Source organism: Paenibacillus phyllosphaerae, from assembly GCF_014192105.1.
Taxonomy (GTDB): domain Bacteria; phylum Bacillota; class Bacilli; order Paenibacillales; family Paenibacillaceae; genus Paenibacillus_Z; species Paenibacillus_Z phyllosphaerae.
The window spans coordinates 11,016-36,543 of the sequence record NZ_JACHXK010000007.1; the positions used below are offsets into that span (position 1 = coordinate 11,016).

General features: G+C 54.7%; 19 protein-coding genes. 16 read left to right on the plus strand and 3 right to left on the minus strand.

From position 1 onward, the window contains the following. The first annotated feature begins 192 nt into the window (after positions 1-192). Positions 193-4,716, plus strand: coding sequence for a glycoside hydrolase family 3 C-terminal domain-containing protein (locus FHS18_RS16465; protein ID WP_183601190.1), 4,524 nt, complete (start codon positions 193-195; stop codon positions 4,714-4,716). A 396-nt stretch (positions 4,717-5,112) separates the two neighbouring features. On the opposite strand, the gene FHS18_RS16470 is transcribed toward FHS18_RS16465, so the two are convergent. Beyond that, a complete protein-coding gene (locus tag FHS18_RS16470) occupies positions 5,113-5,979 on the minus strand; it encodes an AraC family transcriptional regulator (RefSeq protein WP_183601191.1) in 867 nt (288 codons plus the stop codon). A gap of 148 nt (positions 5,980-6,127) precedes the next feature. Between FHS18_RS16470 and FHS18_RS16475 the strand changes: the two genes are divergently transcribed. From FHS18_RS16475 to FHS18_RS16490, 4 genes are all read left to right on the plus strand, one after another. After that, entirely contained in the window at positions 6,128-6,457 is a 330-nt protein-coding gene (locus FHS18_RS16475; protein ID WP_183601192.1) for a UxaA family hydrolase, read from the plus strand. Beyond that, a complete protein-coding gene (locus tag FHS18_RS16480) occupies positions 6,454-7,614 on the plus strand; it encodes a UxaA family hydrolase (RefSeq protein ID WP_183601193.1) in 1,161 nt (386 codons plus the stop codon). The genes FHS18_RS16475 and FHS18_RS16480 overlap by 4 nt, the downstream gene beginning before the upstream one ends. Positions 7,615-7,680: 66 nt before the next feature. Beyond that, a complete protein-coding gene (locus tag FHS18_RS16485) occupies positions 7,681-8,454 on the plus strand; it encodes a glucose 1-dehydrogenase (RefSeq protein WP_183601194.1) in 774 nt (257 codons plus the stop codon). A 19-nt stretch (positions 8,455-8,473) separates the two neighbouring features. Further along, entirely contained in the window at positions 8,474-9,364 is an 891-nt protein-coding gene (locus tag FHS18_RS16490; protein ID WP_183601195.1) for a fumarylacetoacetate hydrolase family protein, read from the plus strand. Positions 9,365-9,405: 41 nt separating this feature from the next. On the opposite strand, the gene FHS18_RS16495 is transcribed toward FHS18_RS16490, so the two are convergent. After that, positions 9,406-10,278, minus strand: a complete 873-nt coding sequence (locus FHS18_RS16495; RefSeq protein ID WP_183601196.1) for an AraC family transcriptional regulator — start codon at positions 10,276-10,278, stop codon at positions 9,406-9,408. A gap of 129 nt (positions 10,279-10,407) precedes the next feature. On the opposite strand from FHS18_RS16495, the gene FHS18_RS16500 reads away from it, so the two are divergent. Genes FHS18_RS16500 through FHS18_RS16515 form a run of 4 tightly spaced genes read left to right on the plus strand, consistent with a single transcriptional unit; the run spans position 10,408 to position 15,660 of the window. After that, positions 10,408-11,238 (plus strand): amidohydrolase family protein, encoded by an 831-nt coding sequence (locus FHS18_RS16500; RefSeq protein WP_183601197.1) that lies wholly within the window; start codon positions 10,408-10,410, stop codon positions 11,236-11,238. 43 nt (positions 11,239-11,281) lie between these two features. Further along, a complete protein-coding gene (locus FHS18_RS16505) occupies positions 11,282-12,247 on the plus strand; it encodes an aldo/keto reductase (RefSeq protein ID WP_183601198.1) in 966 nt (321 codons plus the stop codon). Continuing rightward, positions 12,244-13,263, plus strand: coding sequence for a zinc-binding alcohol dehydrogenase family protein (locus FHS18_RS16510; RefSeq protein WP_183601199.1), 1,020 nt, complete (start codon positions 12,244-12,246; stop codon positions 13,261-13,263). Before FHS18_RS16505 ends, FHS18_RS16510 begins: the two co-directional genes overlap by 4 nt. Positions 13,264-13,278: 15 nt before the next feature. Continuing rightward, positions 13,279-15,660, plus strand: a complete 2,382-nt coding sequence (locus FHS18_RS16515; protein WP_183601200.1) for a glycoside hydrolase family 95 protein — start codon at positions 13,279-13,281, stop codon at positions 15,658-15,660. A gap of 98 nt (positions 15,661-15,758) precedes the next feature. On the opposite strand, the gene FHS18_RS16520 is transcribed toward FHS18_RS16515, so the two are convergent. Continuing rightward, complete coding sequence (locus FHS18_RS16520; protein ID WP_183601201.1) at positions 15,759-17,009, minus strand: hypothetical protein; 1,251 nt, start codon at positions 17,007-17,009, stop codon at positions 15,759-15,761. Between the two features lie 181 nt (positions 17,010-17,190). Between FHS18_RS16520 and FHS18_RS16525 the strand changes: the two genes are divergently transcribed. From FHS18_RS16525 to FHS18_RS16555, 7 genes are all read left to right on the plus strand, one after another. Further along, complete coding sequence (locus FHS18_RS16525; protein WP_183601202.1) at positions 17,191-17,886, plus strand: response regulator; 696 nt, start codon at positions 17,191-17,193, stop codon at positions 17,884-17,886. Further along, entirely contained in the window at positions 17,883-19,247 is a 1,365-nt protein-coding gene (locus tag FHS18_RS16530; RefSeq protein WP_183601203.1) for a sensor histidine kinase, read from the plus strand. The genes FHS18_RS16525 and FHS18_RS16530 overlap by 4 nt, the downstream gene beginning before the upstream one ends. Positions 19,248-19,311: 64 nt before the next feature. Next, complete coding sequence (locus FHS18_RS35185) at positions 19,312-20,004, plus strand: PepSY domain-containing protein (RefSeq protein ID WP_183601204.1); 693 nt, start codon at positions 19,312-19,314, stop codon at positions 20,002-20,004. A gap of 136 nt (positions 20,005-20,140) precedes the next feature. Further along, positions 20,141-20,812, plus strand: coding sequence for a PepSY domain-containing protein (locus FHS18_RS16540; RefSeq protein ID WP_183601205.1), 672 nt, complete (start codon positions 20,141-20,143; stop codon positions 20,810-20,812). Between the two features lie 203 nt (positions 20,813-21,015). Then, positions 21,016-21,792 (plus strand): DUF6843 domain-containing protein, encoded by a 777-nt coding sequence (locus FHS18_RS16545; RefSeq protein ID WP_183601206.1) that lies wholly within the window; start codon positions 21,016-21,018, stop codon positions 21,790-21,792. Between the two features lie 275 nt (positions 21,793-22,067). Next, the gene (locus tag FHS18_RS35190) at positions 22,068-23,639 is read left to right on the plus strand and encodes a response regulator (RefSeq protein ID WP_183601207.1); all 1,572 of its coding nucleotides are present in this window, start codon (positions 22,068-22,070) and stop codon (positions 23,637-23,639) included. Next, complete coding sequence (locus FHS18_RS16555; RefSeq protein ID WP_183601208.1) at positions 23,636-25,408, plus strand: cache domain-containing sensor histidine kinase; 1,773 nt, start codon at positions 23,636-23,638, stop codon at positions 25,406-25,408. The genes FHS18_RS35190 and FHS18_RS16555 overlap by 4 nt, the downstream gene beginning before the upstream one ends. The last annotated feature ends 120 nt before the right edge of the window (positions 25,409-25,528 follow it).

Below are 25,528 nucleotides of genomic sequence, written 5' to 3' on the forward strand. Positions count from 1 at the left end.
GTTGCAAAGCGAAGTTGCTTAAGCCTTTAGCATCTGAAGCAATTCAGTAATTGGGGGGATCAGACAGCTTGCGTTTCAACCGCTCAGGCGCTGCGTTCTCGATCTTGCGATCTTGAGCGCAAACCAATGAGCTTAAAGTGCCAACAGGTCAGTCATCATCGTAACTTTCGATGGAATGGGGACGGTGCACGAATGAACAGTCTTAGAACGAATTGGAGCAAGCGGGCCTCCGCCATGGTGCTGGCGACCGCGTTATTCGCGGGAGGCGTCATCCCGGCCTTGCCGGGAACGGCAGCTGCGTCGGCGGCCGACGAGAGCGTGACATTCAAGAAGCAAGTAGGCGGCATATTCGACGGCATGCCGTTGTTCGATGGCATCCCGGCGCATCTGGATGCTTTCGTCGATGCCTATTACGAATACATCGGGCTTGAAGGGGCAGCGCTCTATGCGACCGGCATCCGGGATAACTACACCTTCGTGATGGACGACAACCCGATTAAAGGAAAGACCGTACCGGGCGGCCTGTCCGCAGCGGACAATGTATACGGCGTATCCACCGACTTTCCCGCGCTGGTCGGTCTTGGACAGTCGTGGAACAAAGAGCTGGTCACCGAAGTCGGCCAAGTGATGGGCAGCGAGAAGATCAGCCAGCTGAACGTCAAGCAGGGAACGGCTAATATCCACAACGGCTCGAATACGTCCCGGAGCATCGCCTTCACGGCGCTCTCCGACGTTCGCATCAATCCGCTTAACGGCCGCTTCCCGGAAGGGTATAGCGAAGACCCGTACTTAACGGCGACGATGGTCGATGAGATGGCGGCAGGCTTATCCGGCACAAACCAAACCGCAAGCGAAGACGGCTTCTGGATCCGGGCCGTCGTCGGGACGAAGCATTTCTCAATGTACAATGCCGAATGGTACCGCCAATCTTCCAGCACTTCCGCTGGCGCCAGGGCAATCTACGAATACCAGACTCCGCCAGCCTATAAGGGGCTGGAGTCCGGCTCGGTATCGGGCATCATGACTTCTTTCGGCCGGACGAACGGGGTACCGAACATCATCTCGCCTTATCTGATCTTGGGCAACAGCCTGTCGCGGTTCGGCATGTATTCCTCCCCGGACTTCAACGGCGAGAACCACCTGTTCAACACCAACTTCGGCAATGGTTACGATACGCAATATACGGTAGACCGCAAGCATGCCCTTGCGCTGATGGTGCTCGCGCATTCGGAATCCGTCCGCGCTTCCGGCACGGACAAAACGGATGTCGTCACGCTCGCGGGCGCCGTCAAGGAAGGCGTCTACGGCATTACGCTTAAGGATGTCCAGGAAGCGGGACGGCCGCTGGTGAACCAGCTGGTGCGCATGGGGATTTTCAACGAGGTCGACGCTAACGGCATTCCGATCAACTACCCGTTCGCGAATCAAGCGAAGGATGTCTCCACGAATCTGACCAGCTTCAGCACGCCGGCGCACCAAGAAGTCGCCAAGCAAGCCGCGAGGGAAACGGTCGTGCTGCTCAAGAATACCGACGGCGCGCTTCCGCTCGCCAAGGATAAGAAGGCGGCCGTGATCGGTACTTACGCCGACATGAGAATGCGGGCGCAATACGCGGCGAGCACGCCGAATCTTCCGGATGTAGGCAAGACGCCGTTGTATGAGATTCTGAATACGATCGGCGCCTCCAATGTCCAGTTCGCCACCGGCAATGAAGTCGTCGCCCTGAAGTCGAAGGCAAACGGCAAATACGTGACGGCCGGTGCGGATGCAGGCACGCAATTGACGGCGGATTACACGCCGGTTAATAACGAGTTCACGAATGCCCAGCTCTTCGAAGTCTATGACTGGGGGCAGCAAGCGCATAGCTTGGCTTCCAAGCTGAACAACAGATGGCTGACGGCGCCGACGACGAACGGTGCGGCCGTGGGCAATACGGCAACGGCAGCCCTGCTGCTGACAGGCTCGGATTGGTCGACGCTGACGTCGGTTAGCAATAACAGTACCGTTCCTCCTAAGCTGCGCGTCGAGAGCAATAGCGATGCTTCGTATTCGATCGTTGCCAATGGCCTGGGCTTCCAGACGGGCATCTACAATGGCCGTTTCTTGACGACGGCAGCCGACGGCAAGGTGGCGACAGCAGCTTCGACGATCGGCAATATCGGCAATTTCAACACGCGCACGGACGAAGTGAAGTTCGAGAAGACCGTCGTGAAGCAAGCAGGCGCTGATGCAGCGGCACTGGCAGAGACGCAGGACTATGCGCTTGTATTTGTCGGCGGCCATCCAAGCAATAGCGCAGGCGAAGGCAATGACCGCGCCGACCTGTACCTGGGCGAGAACGACTACAAGCTGGTCAAACAGGTTGCGGCCGCTTTTGCAGCGAAGAACAAAAAGACGATCGTGGTCCTCGCAGCCAGCTCGCCGGTCATCATGGGAGAAATTCAGAATGACCCGAACGTGTCGGCAATCGTGACGCAGCCATATTCCGGCGAGTACGACGCGCAAGGTCTTGCGGATGTGCTCTATGGCGATTACGCGCCGACAGGCAGATTGACGGCGACATGGTACGCGGATATGTCCGGTCTGCCTGCAATCGACCGCTATTCGATTCCGGAAGGAAATTCGACGACGCTCAGCCAACTCGACCCGCGTTATACGGTTGACATGAACAACGCGGACCCGGCTCAAGCCAAATTGACTTATATGTATACCGATTCGCCGGTTACGTATCCGTTCGGCTACGGCCTCTCCTATGCCGAATTTACGTACAAAGATTTTAGCGCGCCAAGCAGCGCGAGCAGCGAATCCACGTTCGACGTCTCCGTCGAAATTACGAACGAAGGTTCGGTCGCGACTTCGGAGATCGTCCAGCTGTACGCGAAGAAGAACGGTTCGGCTTACGGCAACGAGATCGCCGACAAGAAATTGGTCGGCTACGAGAAAGTCGACCTGACGGCAGGCGAGCATAAAATCGTTACGCTCACCGTCGACCCGCAAGACTTTGCGCTGTGGGATGTCAACAAAGGCGACTATGTCGTGGAGAACGGTTCGTACACGCTGTCGGTCGGCCATTCGTCCGAAGATATCCGTCAGTCGAAAGACATCACGATTGCAGGCGGCGACATCTCCGCGCTGCATGCAAGCAGCGGCTTTAACGTATTCGATCATGCTTTTGCTTCCGAGGGCGTCGTGTACCGGGAAGCTTCCAAGGCGCGCACGGTAGAGAGCCTTCGCGCGGACAAAGTAGCCGGCGAATACTACACGGTCATGTCGAAGCAGCAAGGCTCATGGGTTGCGCTTCCGAAAGCTGACTTCACGGGAGCGAAGAGCATCGTAGCCCGTGTAGCCAGCAACGGTAACGGCGGGACGATCACGCTTCGTGCCGATTCCCTGAGCAATGCGCCATTCGCCACGATCGAAGTGCCGGTAACGGCCAAAACAACCTATACGATGCCGACAGCCGCGAACCAGACGGTTAACGAGCTCGGCTATGTTGAAGTAGAAGCTGCGCTTAGCAATGTTCCTTCCGGTCAGCACAAAGTATTCGTCGTATTCGACGCGCCGGACCTTCGCATCGACAGCCTGAAGGCCGAGAGCGCGGTAGCCATTACAGCGCCGACAGCTGACGCGTTATTGCCATCCGGCATCGTCGGCAGCGCATATGATCAACAGCTCGTACTTAGCGCAAGCGGCGGTACAGAGCCATACGCATGGAACGTTACCGGTCTGCCGGAGGGCTTGAGCTTCGATCCGGCAACGAGCCGCATCACGGGCACCCCTGCAGCGGGCGCCGAGACGAACAGCCCTTACGCGGTGACGATCACCGTGACGGATAAGAACGGCGAGACGTCTTCGGTAACGAATTCGCTGATCGTCCGTGTGGAATCCGGCAACACGCAAGCGACGCTGGCGGGTGAGACGGAAGCGCAGACAGGCGGCGCGTTTAGCCTGACCTATGGATTAAACAAGGTCAAGACATCCGTACTTGCCCAAGATATCGAAATCTCTTATGACCCGAATGCGGTGGAATTCGTAGGAGCGGAGTCGCTCGTAGAAGGCATTAGCGTGGTGGGCACGAGCACGGATGCGCAAGGGAAAGTGCGTATCTTGCTGGCAAGCGAAGGCACGGACCATGCCATCACGGCTGACGGTAACGTGGTGAAGCTGAATTGGCTGGCCAAACCTTCGAATGCGGCAGCCGTCGCCACCTTCCGTGTGGAACGCGCAACCTTAGCCGATATTAGCAAGGAAATGACGGCAGATGCCGGCGATCCGCACCAAGTGCAGCTCGTCTTCATCGACAAGCAAGCATTGACCAACCTGATTGCGGAAGCGCAAGCGTTCCACGATGCGGCGGTCGAAGGCACGAAGATCGGCCAATACCAAGCGGGTTCCAAAGCGGCGCTGCAAGCGGCGATCGATGCGGCGGCAGTTGTTGCCGGCGGCAAACCGACGCAGCAACAAGTCCAGGAAGCGGTATTCGCGCTGAACCAAGCGTTGCAAACCTTCAAGTCGCTCGTCATTACAAAACTGCCAGGCGACGTGAACGGCGACACAAGAGTCAGCGTAGGCGATCTGGCGCAGCTGGCGGCCAACTACGGCATGACGTCGCAAGACGCAGGCTGGAGCGCCGTAGCGCATATGGATCTCAACAACGACGGCGTCATCGATCTGCTCGACCTCGTGATGATGGCACAGAAGATTCTGGAGGCTTAAGTGTAGTATATTGTAAAAAATGGCCGTTCCCCGAAAGGGAAACGGCCATTTTTGATGTTTGATGGTAAAGCCTTGTCCGCAAAGCGGACAAAGCGAGGAATACCTGAAAGCATGCAACAAGCATGCCGTCACAGGTCAGCTCCCCAAGGCGCAAAGTAGCGAACGAAGCTCGACCCGAGAGCTTTGTCCAAGCGGATCGTGCATGTATGAAGCTAACATGCAGCAACTAATCCGTTTAGACAAAAGCGGGCCAACGCCAAAAGGACTCATCGAAGACGGCCGCGTTACGAGTATAGCCACTTACGGGTGTCCAGAGGGCGGTTGCCCTCGGGGTCCCCTCCTCAGGAGGGGATTTAGGGGAGGTTGCACAATGGGGTTCAAAAGGGGCAAAGCCCCTTATTCTGCATGCAGCCTCCGATAGACAAGCGGCGAATGCCCCGTATGCTCCTTAAACTTTTTATGAAAATAAGTCAGGCTCTCGAAGCCGCATTCTTGCGCGATCTGCTGAATGTGATCGTCGGTAGCGAGCAGCCGATCTTTGGCCAGCATGAGCCGCTTGGCGACGACATAATCGGTGATGGTCATGCCGACCGATTGGCGGAAGGTGCGGGAGAAGTGCGATGGCGACACGGCGACCAATTTGCAGAGGGCTGACAGCTGCAGGTCGTTCCTCGGATGTTGATCGATGTACGCCAAGGTGTCTCTCAGCCATTGCGGCGCAAGCGCAGGATTCGGGTCCGGCTTGGTGACGGCGTGTTCGGTTTCCCTGGACAGTTGCAGCAGCAAGAGCAGCAGCGCGTAACGAACGATCTGGACATGGCCGTCCCGGTTGTCGCGAAGCTCGGCATGGAAGGTATCCAGCGCCGAAGTAGCCAGATCCCTTATCGTTTTATTCAGCGGCATCCGGAACCGGTTCTTCTCTCTGGCCTGCTGGAAGACATGCAGCGGGGACAACGTTTCGTCCTCGCCTTCCGTACGAATGAATTTGGGGCTGAAGAAGACCGCCGTCGTGGTCGTCGGGTTCGATTCATCCGGGAAGGCGCGGTGAATGACGTTCGGCGGAAGGAAGAACAGATCGCCAGGGCGCATCTCGTAGAAGGTTTGGTCGATGAAGAAGGTGCCTTTGCCGTTATAGATATAGACGATTTCGTACCAATCGTGCATATGGTCGGGCATCTCGTCCTTGAGCTGTTTGGTCGCGTGGTAGACCAGATGAAACGGAAATTTCTCGTCGATGGGAAAGGTTCGATAGATCGGGTTCATCGTTAACGCCTCCTATCCGCAATATAGCAAAATTGATGATGAAAACGCAATGATTGTTCATTTAACTATCCGATTCGCTTGTTTACAATGAAGAAAATAGCTGCAACTGAAAACGCTTACCGATAGCGTCATATTGAGGAGGAGACAAATGGCAGGTCCAATTCCAACAGGCGCGGATGCCTTGGTCGTCGATGCGAAGGATCATGTGGCGACTTCGCTGCGCGAGCTCAAACGCGGGGAGAGCGCAAGTTATCGGCTCTCGGATGAGGTGAAGCGCATCGAGGTGCTCGAAGATATTCCGTTCGGCCATAAGATCGCGATCATGGACATCGAGAAGGATACGCATATTCGCAAATACGGGGAAACGATTGGCCTCGCGACGATGGCGATTGCCGCTGGCGCGCATGTGCATGTGCACAATGTGGAGAGCATTCGAGGACGAGGCGACCAAGCCGCGCAGGGAGGACAAAAGGCATGAGCCATTTTAATGGATACGCACGATCGAATGGGGAATACGGCATCCGGAATCATCTGCTCATTATTCCGACGGTCATCTGCGCGAATCAGGTATGTAACCGGATCACGCAGCTTGTGCCCGACACCGTGGCGATCCCGCATCAGCATGGATGCAGCCAGATCGGGGCCGATAAGACGAGAACATTCGATACGCTCGCAGGGACGGGGCGCAATCCGAACGTCGGCGCCGTAATCATCGTCAGTCTGGGTTGCGAAGTGGTGGATCCTTACGAGCTGGCGGATAACATCCGCGCTACGGGCAAACGCGTCGAAGTCATCGATATTCAAGAAGTCGGCGGATCGGTGAAGGCCATCCAGGTCGGCACGGCGCTGGCCAAGGAGATGCGACTGGAGCTCGATACGCTGGTCCAAGTGCCGATTCCGCTCAGCGAACTGCGGATCGGAGTGAAGTGCGGCGGGTCTGACGCGACTTCGGGCATGGCCTCCAATCCGGCGCTCGGCGCGGCTTCGGATCTGCTCATCGAGCAAGGCGGCACGGTCGTAATAAGTGAAACGACGGAGATTATCGGAGCCGAGCATGTACTGGCGGCAAGATGCGCGACGCCGGAGGTAGCGGATCAGCTGTATGCCTTCGTGGAGCGCTTCGAGAAGGAAGTCGACCGGATGGGAGCCGACATGCGCGGAGGCAATCCAAGTCCGGGCAATATTGCCGGCGGCCTGACGACCATCGAAGAGAAATCGCTCGGCTGCATCAGTAAGTGCGGCACCTCGCCGATCGTCGGCACGTTCGAATATGCGGAGCCGATCCCGGGCACCGGGCTGTACTTCATGGATTCGCCGGGCAACGATATCGAGTGCGTATCCGGCATGGCTGCCAGCGGCGTGCATCTCGTGTGCTTTACGACAGGGCGGGGGACGCCGACGGGCGCAGCCGTCGTACCGGTCATTAAGATTACCGGGAATAAGCTGATGTATGAGCGGATGAAGGACAATATGGACGTCAGCGTCAGCGACATTCTGGAAGGCAACGCGGGCATTATCGAAGCGGGCGAGCGGATCTGGCAAGAGATTCTGTCCGTGGCGGACGGTCAACTCACCAAGGCGGAGATTCTCGGCCATCAAGAATTCAGCATTAATCGGATCGGACCAAGTCTATAAGATTCGCGGTAAGGTGGCGCTCGGCTTGGGAGATACGGAACATATCCAGTAAGGAGGAACAGAACTGTGCGATTACAAGGCAAAAAGACATTGATTACCGGGGCCGGCTCCGGCATCGGCAAGAGTTCCGCATTGTTGTTCGCGAAGGAAGGCGCCGTTATCGCGGTGAACGATATATCGGAGGAACACGGTCAGCAGACCGTCGCGGAGATTAAGGAAGCCGGCGGGGAAGCGTTCTTCGCAGGCGCGGACGTGACCGATCCCGACTCGGTAGCCGCTATGGTCAGCAAGGTCATCGGGGAGCTGGGCGCCATCGACGTGCTGTTCAATAACGCGGGCATCAGCGGCGTCGGCGCCTTGCATGAAGTGGAGCCGGATGTCTGGGACAAGGTGATGAACGTCAATATCCGCGGCGTCTATTTGCCTAGCAAATACGTGCTTCCCCATATGATGGAGCGCCGCTCCGGCAGCATCATTAATATGTCGTCCTGTATCGCCGAGATCGGTCTGGCCAGACGGGCATCCTATGCCGCGACCAAAGGCGCGGTACTGGCCTTGACCAAGTCGATGCAAGTGGACTATGCTCCGTATAATATCCGGGTGAACGCGCTGCTGCCGGGTACGATTCTAACGCCGTTCGTGGAGAATTACCTCCGCACTTCCTATGAGGACCCTGAAGCGGGGATCGAGGGAATCAAGAAGCGGCAGCTCAGCGGCGATCTGGGGCGGCCGGAGGATGTGGCCAAGGCCGCATTGTTCCTCGCTTCCGACGAGTCTTCGTTCATGATGGGATCGCCGCTCTATATCGATGGCGGCGTCGTGTTTGGCAAAAACGCTTAAATAAAGGAGAGCTATAGCTATGAAACTCGTTACGCTGCAACAGGATGGAAGCCATAAACTTGGCGTGAAGACGGACGGCGGGATCATCGATCTGGCCGCCGCGCTGCAAGAGTATCCGGGCGGTCCGGCTTACCGCGACGTGATGGATGTGATCGAAGGCGGGAGCGCCGCGGTCGCGGCTCTGGAAGCCTACATCGCCACGCTTCCCGCGGAAGCTTATCTGGTGGACGAAGAGCAGGTGCAATGGGGACCATGCGTTACGCGTCCGAACAAAATCATCTGCGTCGGCTTGAACTACCGCAAGCATGCGGAAGAGACGAACGCGCCGATCCCGGCCTATCCGATCTTGTTCAACAAGTTCAACAATACGCTGACCGGCCACGGTAAGGAGATTGCGATCCCGAAGGTGACCAAGGAGCTTGATTACGAAGCGGAGCTCGTCATCGTCATCGGCAAGCAAGCCAAGGCAGTCTCGAAAGAAGAGGCGCTCGATTACGTCTTCGGCTATTGCGCCGTCAACGACTTGTCCGCGCGAGATTTGCAAATGCGCACCGCGCAGTGGCTGCTCGGCAAGACCTGCGACGACTTCAGCCCGCTCGGCCCCTACCTGGTGACGGCAGATGAAGTCGGCAACCCGAACGAGCTCGCGATCAAAGCGACCGTGAACGGAGAAGTGCGGCAGAATTCGAACACGTCGGATATGATCTTCCATTGCGATGAGATCGTCAGCTACATCTCGCAGCATATGACGCTCGTTCCGGGCGACATCATTCTGACCGGCACGCCGGAAGGGGTCGTGCTCGGCTATCCGAAGGAGAAGCAGGTGTACCTGCAGCCGGGCGACGTCGTGACGATCGAGATCGAGAAGCTTGGCGCGCTGACGAACCGTTTTGTCGCGGAAGAAGTCTAATTCGGATCGGTACGTCCCGACCCGCCCATAGAACGCAAGGGTCACCGCCCTTGCGTTTTCATTTGCCCGCGGTAAGCCTTCGGCGTTGATCCCGTCACTTTTTTGAACATTTGATAGAAATGCCGCATGCCCTGGAACCCGCACATCAGCGCGATCGCCTCGATCGTATCATCCGTAGCGAGCAGCAGTTCCTTCGCTAGGGCAAGCCGCTTGGCATTGACATAATCCGTGACGTTCATGCCGGTCAACTGCTTGAAGACGCGCGAGAAATGGCTTGCGCTGACGCAGGCTTGATCCGCTAATTCGGCCAGACCGCCGCATCGGACCGGGTCGCGATTAATATCCCGTAAGGCGTGCTGGATCCACGGCGGGGCGAAGCTGGTTACCGGCGAAGAGGCCTCCTCCACGAACGGGTGCCGGCACAACTCCAGCAATAGGTGCTGTAAGTGAAGCCATACCGCCTGACGGTAACCGGACGCTTGCTCGTCTAACTCACTCCTCATGCTGCTTATCGCAGCTTCAATCCTCACCTTGGCCGATTCAGGCAGAACGATTTTATATTGTTTCATCTTATGCGCGATCTCGAAACACCGAAGAGGTTCATACCCGTCGCTCAGCGGGGCTGTCTGCACAAGCGAAGGCGCGAAGAATAACGCCGTAGAGACAATGGGCTCGTCTTCCGAAGGGAAAGAGCGGTGCACGGTATTGCCAGGGATCAAGAACAGATCGCCGGGCTCCTTGTCATAGAGCGCTTGGTCGATGAAGAAAGTCCCTTTGCCCTCGTGGATATACACGACTTCGTACAAGTCATGCAGATGATCCGGCCACTCATTCTCCGTATGCCGAACGCCGCGATAGACCAATTCGAGCGGAAAGATCGGATCGAGTTGAAAAGGTTTGCGTATAGGCTGCATACAGGCTGTCTCCCATCTCATGCGTGCAGTTAATATATCAAAATCGGACATAAAATTGCTTCGATCAGCCATTTCTATTCCCTATTATAAGTGTAAAATCATAATCATCAAGAGAGGAGAGATCTTCTTATGCGTATTGATGCCCATCAGCATTATTGGTCGATGACTCGTAACGATTATGGTTGGATTACCGAAGATCTGCCCGTATTGTATAGAGACTATCTGCCTCAGGATCTCGAAGCCCATCTGGTACAACACGGCATAGACGGTACCATTGTCGTCCAAGCCGCGCCGACCGTTGAGGAAACTCATTACTTATTCACATTAGCCGATCAGTCGGACTCGATTCTCGGCGTTGTCGGTTGGCTGGATCTATTCGATCCCGCGCACCGGGAGCATTACGAACGTTACCGGGAGCATCCGAAGTTCGTCGGCTTCCGCATCATGATCCAGGAGATGGCAGACGCAAGCCGCGTACTCGAACCCGCATTCGTGGAAGCGCTTAACGACTATGCGAAACAGGATGTTCCCATCGATCTGCTCGTGAAGTCGGATCAGCTTGATGTGCTCGTGCAGCTGCTGGACGCGGTTCCGGGCCTGCGAGGCGTCATCGATCACATCGGCAAGCCGGGCATCGCCCAGCACATATTCGAACCGTGGGCGACGCAGATGGAACGGTTATCGAAACATCCGAATGTGTATTGCAAAATTTCCGGCATGGTGACCGAGGCCGATCATCAAGCCTGGGAAGCGGAACATTTGAGACCCTATATCGAGCATGCGCTGCGCGTGTTCGGTGCGGAACGCGTGATGTTCGGCACCGATTGGCCGGTCTGTCTGTTAGCCGCGAGCTACGATGATGTCGTGGGCGTCCTGGAGGGGGCGATTCCGGGATCGTGGGGAGAGCTGGAGCGCGTGCAGTTGTTCGGCGAGAATGCAAGGAGATTCTATAAACTTTAATCCATAGCGATGAAGCTGGGGATGTTGGGAATGGAGTGTTGGCATGAAGTATCGCATGTTAGGCAAGACGGGATTGGAAGTGTCGGCGCTAAGCTTCGGCGCTTCCTCCCTCGGTTCCGTATTCCGGCAGACGGATGACGCGGAAGGCATCCGCACCGTACACGCGGCGGTCGACTCGGGGATTAATCTGATTGACGTCTCGCCGTATTACGGCGCCACGAAAGCCGAGACAGTGCTGGGCCAGGCGATTAACGAGATCTCGCGGGACCGGTTCTATCTATCGACCAAAGCCGGGAGATATGGGATGGACACCTTCGATTTCTCGAAGTCGAGGATCGTATCGAGTCTCGAAGAGAGCTTGCAGAGGCTGCAGACGGACTATGTCGATCTGCTCTTCTTACACGACATCGAATTCGTTCCGCCCGAGATCATTATCGAAGAAGCGATCCCTGCGCTGGACAGCTTGAAGCAGCAGGGTAAAATACGCTTCTCCGGCATCTGCGGCCTGCCGCTGGCCCTGTTCGAACAGATGCTGCCGCGCGTTCAGGTGGACACTATTATTTCGTACTGCCATTATGCGTTGAATGACACGTCCCTTACCAGGCTCTTGCCGCTGCTCGATTCGCTCGGCGTCGGTCTGATCAACGCTTCGCCGCTATCGATGGGACTGCTGGGTACGCGCGGTACGCCGGATTGGCATCCCGCCAGCCCCGAGCTGAAGGAAACCTGCCTGCGTGCCGCCAAACTTGCGGAAGAACGGGGCTCGGATATCGCGAAGCTTGCGATCCAATTCTCCACCGGCAATCCGGCGATCCCGACAACGCTCGTGAGCACGGCCAATCCGGATAATATCGCCAGAAACATCGCATGGACGGATGAATCTGTCGATACGGAGCTATTGGAAGAAGTGCTGGAAGTCTTGAAACCTGTTCATAACCAAACTTGGGTCAGCGGGTTGCCGCAATATAATGTTGCTATACAAGCGAATCGAGAAGAGGGCTGCCAATGAAAGGTATCGTGTGCGACGAGGTTGAAGCATTCCGTTACACGGAGGATTTACCTGAGCCGGAATTGACGGAGGGACATGCGATCGTATCGATTCGTAGAATCGGCATCTGCGGAACGGATTATCATGCGTTCAAAGGAAATCAGCCTTTCTTCCACTATCCGAGGATATTAGGCCACGAACTAGCCGGCGTTATCGATCAGATAAGCGCTAATGACGAGGGGCTTGCGCCTGGCGATCAGGTCGCGATCATTCCGTACATACACTGCGGCAGCTGCCTGTCTTGCCGGAGAGGTAAAACCAACTGCTGCGCCAATATGCAGGTGCTCGGCGTACATAGGGACGGAGGAATGCGGGAGCGAATCTCGGTCCCGGTTACGCATCTGCTCCGTACCGAGGGACTGTCGCTCGATGAGGCGGCCATGATCGAACCGCTCGCGATCGGCGCGCATGCCGTACGAAGGGCGGACGTTGAGGCAGGGGACACGGTCCTTGTCATCGGCTCCGGACCGATTGGACTCGGCGTCATGGCTTTTGCCAAATATGCCGGGGCACGCGTCATCGCGATGGATATGAACGAAGAGCGGCTGGCGTTCTGCCGAACATGGGCGAACGTGGATGAGACGGTCGCCGTGCTGGAAGGCGATGTGAAGCAACGTCTTGCCGAGCTTACCAATGGCGAGTTCCCGATCGCGGTGTTCGACGCTACTGGCAATGCAGCTTCAATGTCGCAATCGTTCGAACTTGCCGCGCATGGCGGCAAACTGGTCTTCGTCGGCCTGGTGAAAGGGGACATCGCGTTCTCGGATCCCGAATTCCATAAGCGTGAGCTAACGCTCATGGGCAGCCGGAACGCGACGGGCGCCGACTTCCAGCATGTCGTGAACGTGCTGCGTGAAGATATCTTCGATATGAACCAGTATATTACGCACCGAGCAGCGTTCAACGAGATGATCGACTCGTTCGGTACTTGGCTGAACCCGGCGTCCAAAGTCATTAAGGCGGTCGTGGAATTGTAGAGAGGAGAATCGAGCATGAAACTTACTTATAAACGTCCGGCGGTCGAGTGGACAGAGGCGCTGCCGATCGGCAACGGCCGGCTCGGCGCGATGATCTTCGGCGGAGTCGAGCGGGAGCTCATCCAGCTGAACGAAGATACGCTCTGGTCGGGCGGTCCGAGAGATTGGAATAACCCGCGTGCGCGGGAAGTGCTTCCGGAGGTGCGCCGGCTTGTGGCGGCAGGCCAATACGCGGAGGCCGATCAGTTATGCAAGGAATTGCAGGGACCTTACTCGCAGTCGTACTTGCCCTTCGGTGATCTCAAGATTGAGTTCGGCTATGAGGGAGAGACTCACTCGTACCGCAGGGAGCTAGATCTCCAGCAAGGGATATCCCGCGTCCAATATGAGGTCGGGGACGTCCGCTATACGCGGGAGCTGCTCGCTTCCCATCCCGGACAGGTCATAGCGATCCGGCTGCAGTCCAGCCAAGCAGGCAAGCTCGACTTCACCGCGCGGCTGGATGGCGAACTGCAATCTCATACGTCCCAGGAGAACGGGCAATGGATCGTGCGCGGCAAGGCGCCTGTGTATGTCGCGCCTAACTATCACCCCGCCGAGCGGCCGATCGTCTACGAGGAGGCGGGCAGCGATGAGGCGATGACATTCGAAGGACGGCTTGCTGCCGTGGCGGACGATGGAAGCCTAACCATCGATGGGGATGGCCTTCATGTCAGCGGGGCAACGGGCGTGACATTGTATTTTGCCGCCGCGACGAGCTTTAACGGATTCGATCGTTCGCCTGGCAAAGAGGGTCGTGACCCCGCGGCAATCGTGGACGCGAGTCTGACCGCGGCATTGGGTTATTCGTACGAGGAGCTGCGCGATGCGCATATTCGCGATTATCGCAACTTGTTCGATCGTGTCGAGATTCATCTGGGGGATCGCGTCAGCCCCGAAGATCTGCCTACGGATGAGCGTATTACCGAATTCGGGGCGGGTGATCCGAACTTGGTGGAGCTGCTGTTCCAATACGGCCGCTACTTAATGATTACCTCGTCTCGTCCCGGCACGCAGCCTGCCAATCTGCAGGGCATCTGGAACAAAGAAATACGGCCGCCGTGGAGCAGCAATTACACGTTGAACATCAATGCGGAGATGAACTACTGGCCCGCGGAGACGTGCAACTTGGCGGAATGCCATCAGCCGCTGCTCGAATTAATCGGCAACTTGGCCGTTACAGGCAAGAAGACTGCGGAGGTTAATTACGGCGCTCGCGGATGGACGGCTCATCATAATGCCGATATTTGGGCCCAAAGCGCGCCTGTCGGCGAGTACGGGCACGGCGATCCTTCCTGGGCGTTCTGGCCGATGGCCGGGGCGTGGCTGAGCCAGCATCTGTGGGAGCATTATGCGTTCGGCCGAGATGAAGCCTATCTTCGCGAGCAGGCCTATCCGATCATGAAAGAGGCGGCCTTATTCTGTCTGGACTGGCTGATCCCGGATCAAGATGGCCGTCTGATCACGAATCCGTCTACGTCGCCGGAGCATAAATTCAGAACGGCAGACGGAAGCTTCGCGGCCGTGAGCGCAGCGTCGACGATGGATTTGGCGCTCATCTGGGACTTGTTCACGAACTGCATCGAAGCGTCTGAAGCGCTAGGGACGGATGAATCGTTCCGCGAACAGCTGGCCACCGCGAGAGAGCAATTGCTCCCGCTGCAGATCGGACAATATGGCCAATTGCAGGAATGGTACAAGGATTTTGAGGACGAAGATGTCCATCATCGCCATGTGTCCCACTTATTCGGCGTCTATCCGGGACGTCAATTGGATGAAGTGCTGACCCCGGAGCTGTTCTCTGCCGCTCGTACGTCGCTCGAACGACGGGGAGATGAGGGCACAGGCTGGAGCCTCGGGTGGAAAATCAGCCTATGGGCTCGATTCCAAGACGGCGACCGCGCACTGCGGCTCATCTCGAACCTGCTGCAGTTGGTCAAGTCGGATGCAACGGGGGAGGGCGGAGGCGTCTATGCCAATCTGTTCGACGCGCATCCGCCATTCCAGATCGACGGCAACTTTGCCGCGACCGCCGGCATCGCCGAGCTGCTGCTCCAATCGCATCAGGGCGCGCTCCACCTGCTGCCGGCCCTTCCGCAAGCCTGGTCCGCCGGCTCTATCAGCGGATTGCGTGCGCGCGGCGGCTTCGAAGTTAGCTTAACGTGGGCGAACGGCTTGCTGAGCGAAGCGGAGATTCTTTCGCTGCACGGCGAACGCTGCACGGTTACTTCGAAAGTGGCGGTCACGGTGGTAGATGAGAGCGGGGAAGCCGTTGCGATGGAGCTGGCTGGAGCTTCCGGGGTTTCGTTCGAGACGGTTGCGGGAGGCAAGTATAAGGTAGTCTCGCAGGCGGATTAACTAGTTTTTCAACTTAAGGCGATCATACCGTACAATCGGTCCAAATGACATCAAGCCCACCTGTACTTGTGCAGGTGGGCTTGATTCGTATTGGCGGATTACCAAGCGGATGCGTTCTTTCTCGCGAGTTCATCCGTGAGTCCGAGGTTAATCATTTCCTCGACCATGATGTTCTCAAGATCCTCGCTATCAAAGTCCTTGGCATTAAAGTCACGGAGCAGCGCCAGCTTACCAGCATAGGTTGCCCGGGCCAGGTACTCTTGAAGCTCCTCGGATTCCAGATCGCCATCAACGAGCAGCGATTCATGTTGGCGGCCAACGTCATCCGGATGAACGTTAGTAACGCCTAATCCATCGTGTGTGGATACGAGGATTTTGTTTGCACGCTCCGTTCTCACCTGATTCAAATAACGATAAGGCTGCTCGATTACCGGGAGATCGAGGGCTGCTGCCATCCTGCTCATGACAAGACGGCGCTGCGCCTTTTGTTCTTCGGTTGGTGCCCACTCGCTTTGCTCGTCTTGTCGCAGATCGGCCAGGTAATCTTCCTCATTATCGAACGAGGCGTATAATAGCGATTCATCGATCGCAAGAATGCTGAGGAACTCCCTGATATTGTTAGCGACGACCTCGCCTGCCTCATCCCCGCCCATTGGCGAGACCATCACGATAGGGGCTTCATTTAGATCGGTAACCGATCCGAACTCGGTTAAGAATCCGTAGTGAACGCCATCTCCGCCAGTCCATCCGAATACGATAACGTCCCAGGGGGTATTCCCGTACTCGCTACAGTAATAGCCCCCGTAAAAGCCAAGCTCATCCCATAAGGAAAGCCCCTCTTCTTGGAGTTGATCGTCCAAGGTATAGAGTGCGTCAAAGATTGCCGGAGGAGAATATTTGCCAAAGTTAATCTTCTGGCTTTCTTCGCCGCTCATCGAATCGGTTACTTCTACGACGACTTCTTCCACTGCTTCTTGAGCTTTCCTGAACATTTCTCGTCGATAAGCTTGTTCCGCTTCAAGCTCGGCGGCCGTTGGCGAAGTAATGGTCACCGTCTTGGTCTGTGAATCGAACGCGATTTCCTTATCGATGATGCCGCTCAAGCGTTTGGAATGGATGTAAATATGTCCGTCGATTTCATGGAGCGTATCATTCCACTCATCATGGAGGTAGGTAGTTCGGCTTTCATTCAGTTGTTCATAGGAAAGGGCAAGCGAACTATTGGCTTCTCGACTATACGTCCATCCAATTGCAGGAAAGATCGTATCTAATGGGAGGTACAACCGTCTGCCATCCTTGAACGGTAGCAGTGAAGAGGTAATATAAGAGCCGTCAATAATAATATTCAAGTGAACTCCCGCCTTCTATAATTTCTCAACTCTAGTATAACATTGCAAAAACTTCTGATAACACAAAAAAGACCAGCTAGTTCGGTGGCAATCGCCGCTATACTCTAATTGCGAAGTACAGGATTATGCGCGAAGCGGATTATTTCGTTTTATAATAGAAAGCAAGTAAGGAGGGGTCTACGTGTACGAAACGATACTGGTCGTCGAGGACGAGAGGAAAATCGCAAGGCTGCTCGAGATTGAGCTCGAAAGCGAAGGGTATCGCGTGCTGCTCGCGGGGAGCGGCAACGATGGCTGGCTCGCTTACCGCGAGGGCGGCATCGATCTTATTTTGCTGGACGTCATGCTGCCCGGCTTAAGCGGCATTGAGCTGTTACGTCGAATCCGTTCCACGGACGCAGGGACGCCAGTGCTGATGCTAACCGCCAAAAGCTCGGTTGAGGACAAGGTCTCCGGCCTGGATCTGGGCGCCAATGATTATATAACGAAGCCGTTTCAGATCGAAGAGCTGTTAGCGCGCATCCGGACGGCGTTCCGGCTCGCCGGGCGAGGCTCGGACAAAGAAACGTATGGCGAATGGCTGACGGCTGGAAGCTTGAGACTCAATCCGGATACGCGGGAGGTTGAACGGGACGAGAAGCCGATCCAGCTGACGCAGCGGGAGTTTGATTTGCTCGCGTATATGATGAGGAATAAACGGCTGGTGCTGAATCGGAATCAGATATTGTCGGCGGTCTGGGGGTATGATTACGCCGGAGATACGAATGTCGTGGATGTCTATATCCGCTATGTTCGCAAAAAGGTGGACGAAGGTTTCGGCAAAGAGCTGATCCAAACGGTCAGGGGCGTCGGGTATGTCCTGAAGGACGAATCATGAAGCTGCGGCATAAAATCCATCTCTACTCCTCGGTCTTATTTATCGGATTAATCGTGGCAGCGAATGTAACGATCTATGTTCTGTTCAGCCAGATGTCGATCGACAGGGAACTGGGGCAATTCGCGGCAGAGACGGAGCAAGCTTCCGCCGCCATCGCGCAAGCGTCCGATCCGGTCGCGGCAGCCGAACTATTGCGGGCTTATGTCCCGCTGGACGGCATGATCCGCGTCGTCAAGGAAAACGACGGCGACAACAGGTTGCTGGTCACCTCTTCGACGGCGACGGCACTAAGCGGGCTTGAGTCCCGCTACGACGAACGCAAGAAGCTTCATGTCATGGTGCATGAAGGGAAAAGCTACGCTTTTGTATCCCAACCCGTCATCGGGGCAGACGGGGACGTTATCAATGTGCAGGCAATGGATAGCGTTGAGAAGCTGATGATGCTGCTGAGGATGCTCCGGTACGTCATGATCGCGGCGACAGCGATCGTCATTGTGGTCGTGCTCATATCCGGCGGGTTACTCGGCACCATTATTATGCGCCCGATTAGCGCGATGACGAGAACGATGCGGGAAGTGGAGAGAAGCGGGCGCTTCGTCCGATTGAAGCAGGACAGCCGTTCGAAAGACGAGCTGAGCGAGATGGGGGAGACGTTTAACGAGATGATTGGCTTGCTGGAGAACAGTTTTGAGAAACAGGAGCAGTTTGTTTCGAACGCTTCGCATGAGTTGAAGACGCCCCTTACGATCGTCGAAAGTTACGCAAGCCTGCTGAAGCGGAAAGGAAAAGAGCGCCCCGACCTGTTCGATGAATCGGTGGACGCCATCCATTCGGAGGCGGTCCGGATGAGGACGATGACCGAGCAATTGCTGCTGCTGGCCAAGCCGAAGCGAGAATGGAAAGTGGAATGGCAGGAGTTGGATGTCGCTCCGTTTATCGAGCAATCGGTGAGCGCCTTTCGAACCGCTTACGAACGGGAGATCAACGTTCAGCTTGCGGTGAATCCGGTCATCCGGTGCGATGCCGGACTGTTGAAACAGCTGTTTTTTATATTACTCGATAATGCCCGCAAATATAGTGACGACGCTATCTTCGTCCTCGTCGGCGATAACGGCCGGGGAACGAGCTTTATCCGCGTCGAAGACCGAGGCATCGGTATCTCGCCGGAACATCTTCCGCGCGTATTCGACCGGTTCTACCGCATAGACCAGGCGAGAAGCAAAGAGCAGGAGGAGATCGGCGGGACGGGTCTGGGCCTGTCGCTCGCCCGAGAAATTGCGGAGGCGCTTGGAGCCGAGATTGAGCTTGAAAGCACGGTAGGAACCGGTACGAAGGCGACGATTGTACTGCCGCCCGGCTAACCTTCTCAGTAAATTCTAATCCGTCCCTGCTAAAATAACGCTGAAGAGGAGAGGAGGGAACGTTGTGCTTTTCCAACGGCTTTCGAAAAAATCAGCTGCCGTGGTATTGCTGCTTCTCTTAGCCGCAACGGCCTCAGGTGGGATGCTGTTATACGTTCAAGCGACGGCGGCACCCGCAATCAGCGAGGAAGAGGCCAGAAATCAGGTCCTAAGCCGCTATAACGGAGAAATTACGCAAGTGTCTTTAACGGGGGACGTATATCGCGTGCAGCTTAAGAACGAGAACGGGCTGTACGAACTGGACGTCATGGCGGATGAAACGGGCATAGCAAGCATTCGGAAACTTGAAAGCACAACCAACGGCGAACCTGCATCCGGCAATGACGGCACCGATCCATCGGCACCGTCGTCCGAAGCCCCTGGCAACGAGACGGCCGTTCCGAAACCGTCTGAAGATCCGCCATCATCCGTACCTTCGCAGACTCCATCGCAACAGCCGTCGACAGAACCAACGACTACGCCGTCGGTACTGCTGACGAAGGACAAAGCGGCCGAATTGGCGCTCAAGCAGGTATCAGGAAAGGTGGAGGACGTCGACCTGGAGGAAACAGGCGGCAATCCGTATTATCTCGTCGAGATCGATACGCCGGACGGACGGGAAGCCGTTGTCCAACTGCATGCGGTTTCCGGCGAAGCGATGTCGGTCACATGGGATGATGACGAAGAGGATAAGAGCCAAGATGACGATACCGACTAGCCGAATGATTGTCCATGCGATTAGATCGCACCTTGCTATCCTCATCAAATTCTAATGTTTCTGTAATTTTGCTCTCAGATAAGAAGGATAAAGTTATACATGAGAGCAAGACGAGAGACAAAAGGAGGATATGACGATGAACAAAAAAGCATGGATCGGCGGTATCGTAGCGGTTGCTCTGGTGGGCGGTGCAGGCGGCGCGATCGCGGCCGAGTCGGCCGGATATATCGGTAAGGAGAAGGCAAAGGCAATCGCGTTGAAGCAGGTTCCGGGAACGGTGGAAGACGTGGATTTCGAACGCGAACGCGGCAAATCGTTCTACGAGGTAGAAATCCGCAAGGCGAATGGCGCCGGGGAAGCGGATCTTGACATTGACGCGGTATCCGGGGCGGTACTGCGAGTTGACCATGATAACGGCTGGGATGATGACGATGATTATAACGCGGCGGCAGCATCCAGCGCGCCAACGACTGCCACGACGACAACAACTACCGCAGCGTCCGGGACGGCAACTTCCGCTGCAGCATCCGGCACAACGGCTTCGGCTGCGATATCCGAAGAGAAAGCGCGGAGCATTGCGCTGGCGCAAGTCGCCGGTAAGGTTGTGAAGGTAGAAAGCGAGCTGGACGACGGCATACTCGAATATGAAGTTAAAATTCAAACGGCTACCGGTTATGCCGAGGTGGATATCAACGCCAAAGACGGCAGCGTCCGTTCAATCGATCACGACCGTTACGATGATGATGACGATGATGACCGCTATGACGACGATGACGACCGTTACGATGACGATCGCTATGACGACTAAGTCAGATACGACTTAAAAGAGACTTGTTATGTGATATAGGGAGGCACCTACGGGCTGGTAGGTGCTTTTGTCTGTACAGACTATAGTTTACGGACCTCCAAGGGATGACAAGCGAAGACATCTGCATCGGTAGGCAGGATAATCTGGATATCTCTAGAAATAATGAGATGACTTCATTCCTATTTGGTAAAGGAAGTGCACGCATGGCTCATTTTAAGTGTAAATGCGGTCTAAGGCTATCGAATGGCTTATGTCCGAATGATATCCAGATTCGTGTAGTCAAGGATGAGACTTGGCAGAAGGCCGTATGTACGAATAAAGATATAGTCTTTGTATTTATGGATTATGATATTTGGAAATGTCCACGATGCAATAGGGTGTATTCGTTTAAGAAAAATAATATAGATAAGATGTTTGCTATTGAAGAGGTAGAGATGAACATCTTGACCCAATGTCTATGCGGTCAACAAGATTTCAACACTTATATTGCATACACGGATATTGAAATGGATCGATATACGTCGACTGCAGATACGGCTGGACAGATGCCTAATCCGCCTCGGGATCTATGGAGTTGTAATACATGTAATAGATTCTTCCTCAAAGAGGCGCAGAGCGAAATTATTCAGGTGTATAGGGAACAGGATTACTATGCATATGATGACATTGCAAGTGCGGATGAGGAGCCGCGCAATGTATATCTGATCCCAAAGGGTTATACAGGATGGATTGAAATTCATTATAGACAGGCTTCGTATCCCCTCATTGAGATCAACAATAATGAATATGTATTTGAAATTCCCGACTCGGGGATCTTAAGAATCTCGAATAAAGAGCCTCATTATGAAGAGGATGAATATTATTATACGGATTCTAATGGTAGAAGTACGTGCGAGTTAGTGAGCCGCCATATCATAGAAGATAGCGGCGAAACATTGAGAGAGAAGTTTTTGGTAGGTAAGGAAGAGAATAAAGATTAAGAAGAGGAGGCCAACATCCCGGACTTTGTTTATAAAACATTGAGGGCGCCGTACATCGAGCTTGCAGGTACATCAAATATGATCTGGCCTTCAAACTGCACGAATAAACCGAGACCTGTGTTAGACAGGATCGGTTTATTTTCGTTATAAAGATGCGCTCGCGCAAGTCACTTTTACTCATCTGGAACAATTTGAATGTTCTCCGTCCCGCGAATGGTGTAATCTACGAGTTATAATACTGAGTAGTCGTGGGATCGGAAGGGAGAAGGCAAGCAGTGGATGCATACTGTAAAGTGCTCATCGTAGATGACGAAATTCTGGCCCGTCAGGGCATTAAACATTTGTTCGATTGGGAAAGCGAAGGGTTCACGCTGATCGGAGAAGCTTCGAATGGCAAAGAGGCACTGGAGCTGATCGCGGCCAATAAGCCGCATATCATCATTACCGATATCGTGATGCCGATCATGGACGGCGAAGAGTTGGCGCGTCAGGTCAAAGCGAATTATCCCGAGATCGAAATGGTGGTTCTCAGCAGTTTCAGCGAGTTCGAATATGTGCGTTCGACGTTTCAGAGCGGGGCCGCGGATTACATTCTGAAGCCGAAGCTGGATGCGGCACAACTGCTGCAGACGTTGAAAAAGATCGCTGGCCGCATTCCGGCGATCCACAGCGAGGCGTTCAGCACGGCCAAAGCGCCGACGATATGGCCGCTGTTAGAGAAGTTAATCGACGGGTTCGCGATCACGGATCCCGAGTCCGAGATTCGGGAGATGCTGCCCCATACCTCGTTCGTTCTGCTAGGGATTGCCCATCCGGGGGAGTCCGGGATGGACAGCGCGCAGATCTACCCGTGGCTGGAGACGCATCTGTTAGCCAATCTATCTGGGCCGGAATGCACCGCAACATGGGACTTTCCGCAGCAGGGCGGGATTACGCGGGTCCTATTCAATTTTGCTCCGCCTTATGAGCTGCAATTACGAGCGCATATCATCCGGTTAGAGGAAGCCTTGATGGCGTTCCCTACGCCAGTGACGGCGGCATGCAGCTCGGTCTTTCGCGCGATCGCGGACTTGAACGAGGTTTATCATCAGGAAGTGCCGCGGCTGCTGGACAGCTATTTTTTCCAGCCGGAGCGCCGGTTGTTCCTGGCGGGTATAGGGGTGAGAGAACGTGTGCCGGCGGAGATGTTCGACGCGAACGCGTTCAACCAAGAGTTGAACCATCACGACTTCGAAGCGGCTTTCGGCAGGCTTCGGACGTTCTTCGACGATCTTCAGGTTACACCCGGAGTTGGGATCCATGATTTCAAATCCTTCCTGGGCCACCAAGTGTTTGCCGTTATTCTTGCACTCGTACGTTTGGAGTATCCCGCAAGCAAATTGGATGAGCGCAAATACGAGTATTTCCGGGACATCCATGAGTCCAGACACGTGCACCAGGCAAAGGACATCGTGATGCGATTCCTCGCGGAAGCCGAGAGCTGCGTGGCCAAACGCAACCGGCCGACAGGCAATCAGGCCATCCACAAGCTGCTGAACTATATTCAGGAGCATTATGCCGAGCCGCTCAATCTTACCGAAGTCGCACATCATTTCCATTTTAACCCTTCGTATTTGTCGAATTATTTTGCTACGCACAATAAAGAAGGGTTCAGCGAGTATCTGAATCGCGTGCGCATCGATAAAGCATGCGAATTGTTGAAGAACAGTGATATGTCGATCTCCGAGGTCAGCGGCCAGGTCGGATATTCGGATCCGAGTTACTTCACGAAGGTGTTCCGTAAGCTGAAGAACATCTCGCCAAGCCAGTACCGCAAATACGTACAAGAAGGACAGGACCCCGAATGAAGAAGCTATGGGATAAACTTACGCCGCTCAGCTTGTTTGAGAAAATATTCATCGTCATGGTCATCAGCGTCATCAGCGTCGCGGGAATGACGTCATGGATCACCGTGCAAGTATCGCAGCAGCTGTTCTTGAACACGTTCAGCTTGACCAATTCCAAGATCGTGCAGCAAATTAAGCGTAACTTCGAAACGTTCAACTATTCGGTTGTAACGGTATCAAACGAGGTCATGCAGAGCGCGTCGATCCGGAATTTTCTGAGTCAGACAGGCAGCAGTTCGGTGACGAATGCTACCGCTTTCTACAAAATGACGGAGCAGATGAGGCGCATTCTGAGCGGTCTCGACGTGAATGAAGTCGGGACCATTGTGCTTGGGCGCGATGAGCGGAACTATTTCAGCGAACGGGGATACTGGCTCAGTTCGGTAGACAAGCTGAAGGACCATAACATTACCGCACTAACGCTGAACGAGCCCTCGTCCTTGAATTATCACTTTCTGGAAGATGAGGTCGGGACCAATGGAGAACCGTTGATCGTTGCTTCCCGTGCCTTAATGAACCGATCGACGAAGGAGATTTACGGTTCACTGTTCATGATGATTCGAGAGCGAGACTTCAAACAGTTTTATTCCAATTTTACGAGCACCGGTAATGACGTCCTCATCATGGACAGATCGGGCCTCATTGTATCGAGCAACCGCGAGGAGAAGATCGGTCAATATTCGAACGAGCTATTAAGCCAAGCACAAGAAATACAAGACAAACGGCTCAAGTACAGCACGATACAGAATGAATCCGAGAACGTCATCATCGTATCGGATTATTTGCCGACCTATGATTTTTACATCGTCAACATGGTCGATAAGAAGCTGGTCGATAACATGCTTCCCGTGACCCGAATCATTCTGGTGGCTACCGCGATTATATCGGCCGCGCTCTTGATCTTGTTCCTCATCACGCGCAGGCTGACACGATCGCTCCGGATGCTCGTCAGACAGATGTCCAGCGTCACGAAGCGCAATCTGCACAACTATATCGAGATCAACGGCAGCTACGAGACACGGCAGCTCGGAACAGCGTTCAACTATATGCTCGATGAACTGAATAGTTACATACGCCAGCTGGTCGATACGCAGCGCGAGCAGCGCAATGCCGAGCTAGCGGCCTTACAGCGGCAGATCAATCCGCATTTTCTGTATAACACGCTGGCGTCCGTGAATTTCCTCGTGCAGCGCAAAGACAATCAGAAGGCGACGGAGACGATTCATGCCCTGATCTCCCTGTTGCAGAATTCGATCAGCAACGTGGAAGAGACGTTAACCGTGGAACAAGAGGTCGTCAATCTTAAGCATTACGTCTTCATTAACCAAGTACGCTATGGGCCTGGAATCACGGTCGATTACTTTATTTCGCCGGATTGCCTTGATGCCAAAGTCCCTAAGCTGATTCTGCAGCCCTTCATGGAGAATGCGTTCTTCCATGGGTTCAAAGGACGAAACAACGGCTATATCTACGTCATGATTTCCCGGGAAGTCGACACGCTTCGATGCGAGATCGTCGATAACGGGGTCGGCATGGACCTGAATACGGAGCGCGACGCCTTACCGGACTCCACCAGTAACAGCCATTTGTTCACGGGAATTGGTATTCGTAACGTACATGCGCGTATTTTGTTGATTTACGGTAAAGACTATGGTGTGTCCATTCAGAGTCGTCCGGGCGAAGGGACAAAAATCATGATTCGGCTACCTTTTCAGGCGGACGAGACTTGAAAAACTAAAAAATGTACCGAATCGATAAAAATTACAACCCTCCCGGAATGAAGGCGTTTGCAAAAACTAATAAAAGAACCAAACTGCCTAGATATATTCCTAACGGGCCGAATTACGGAA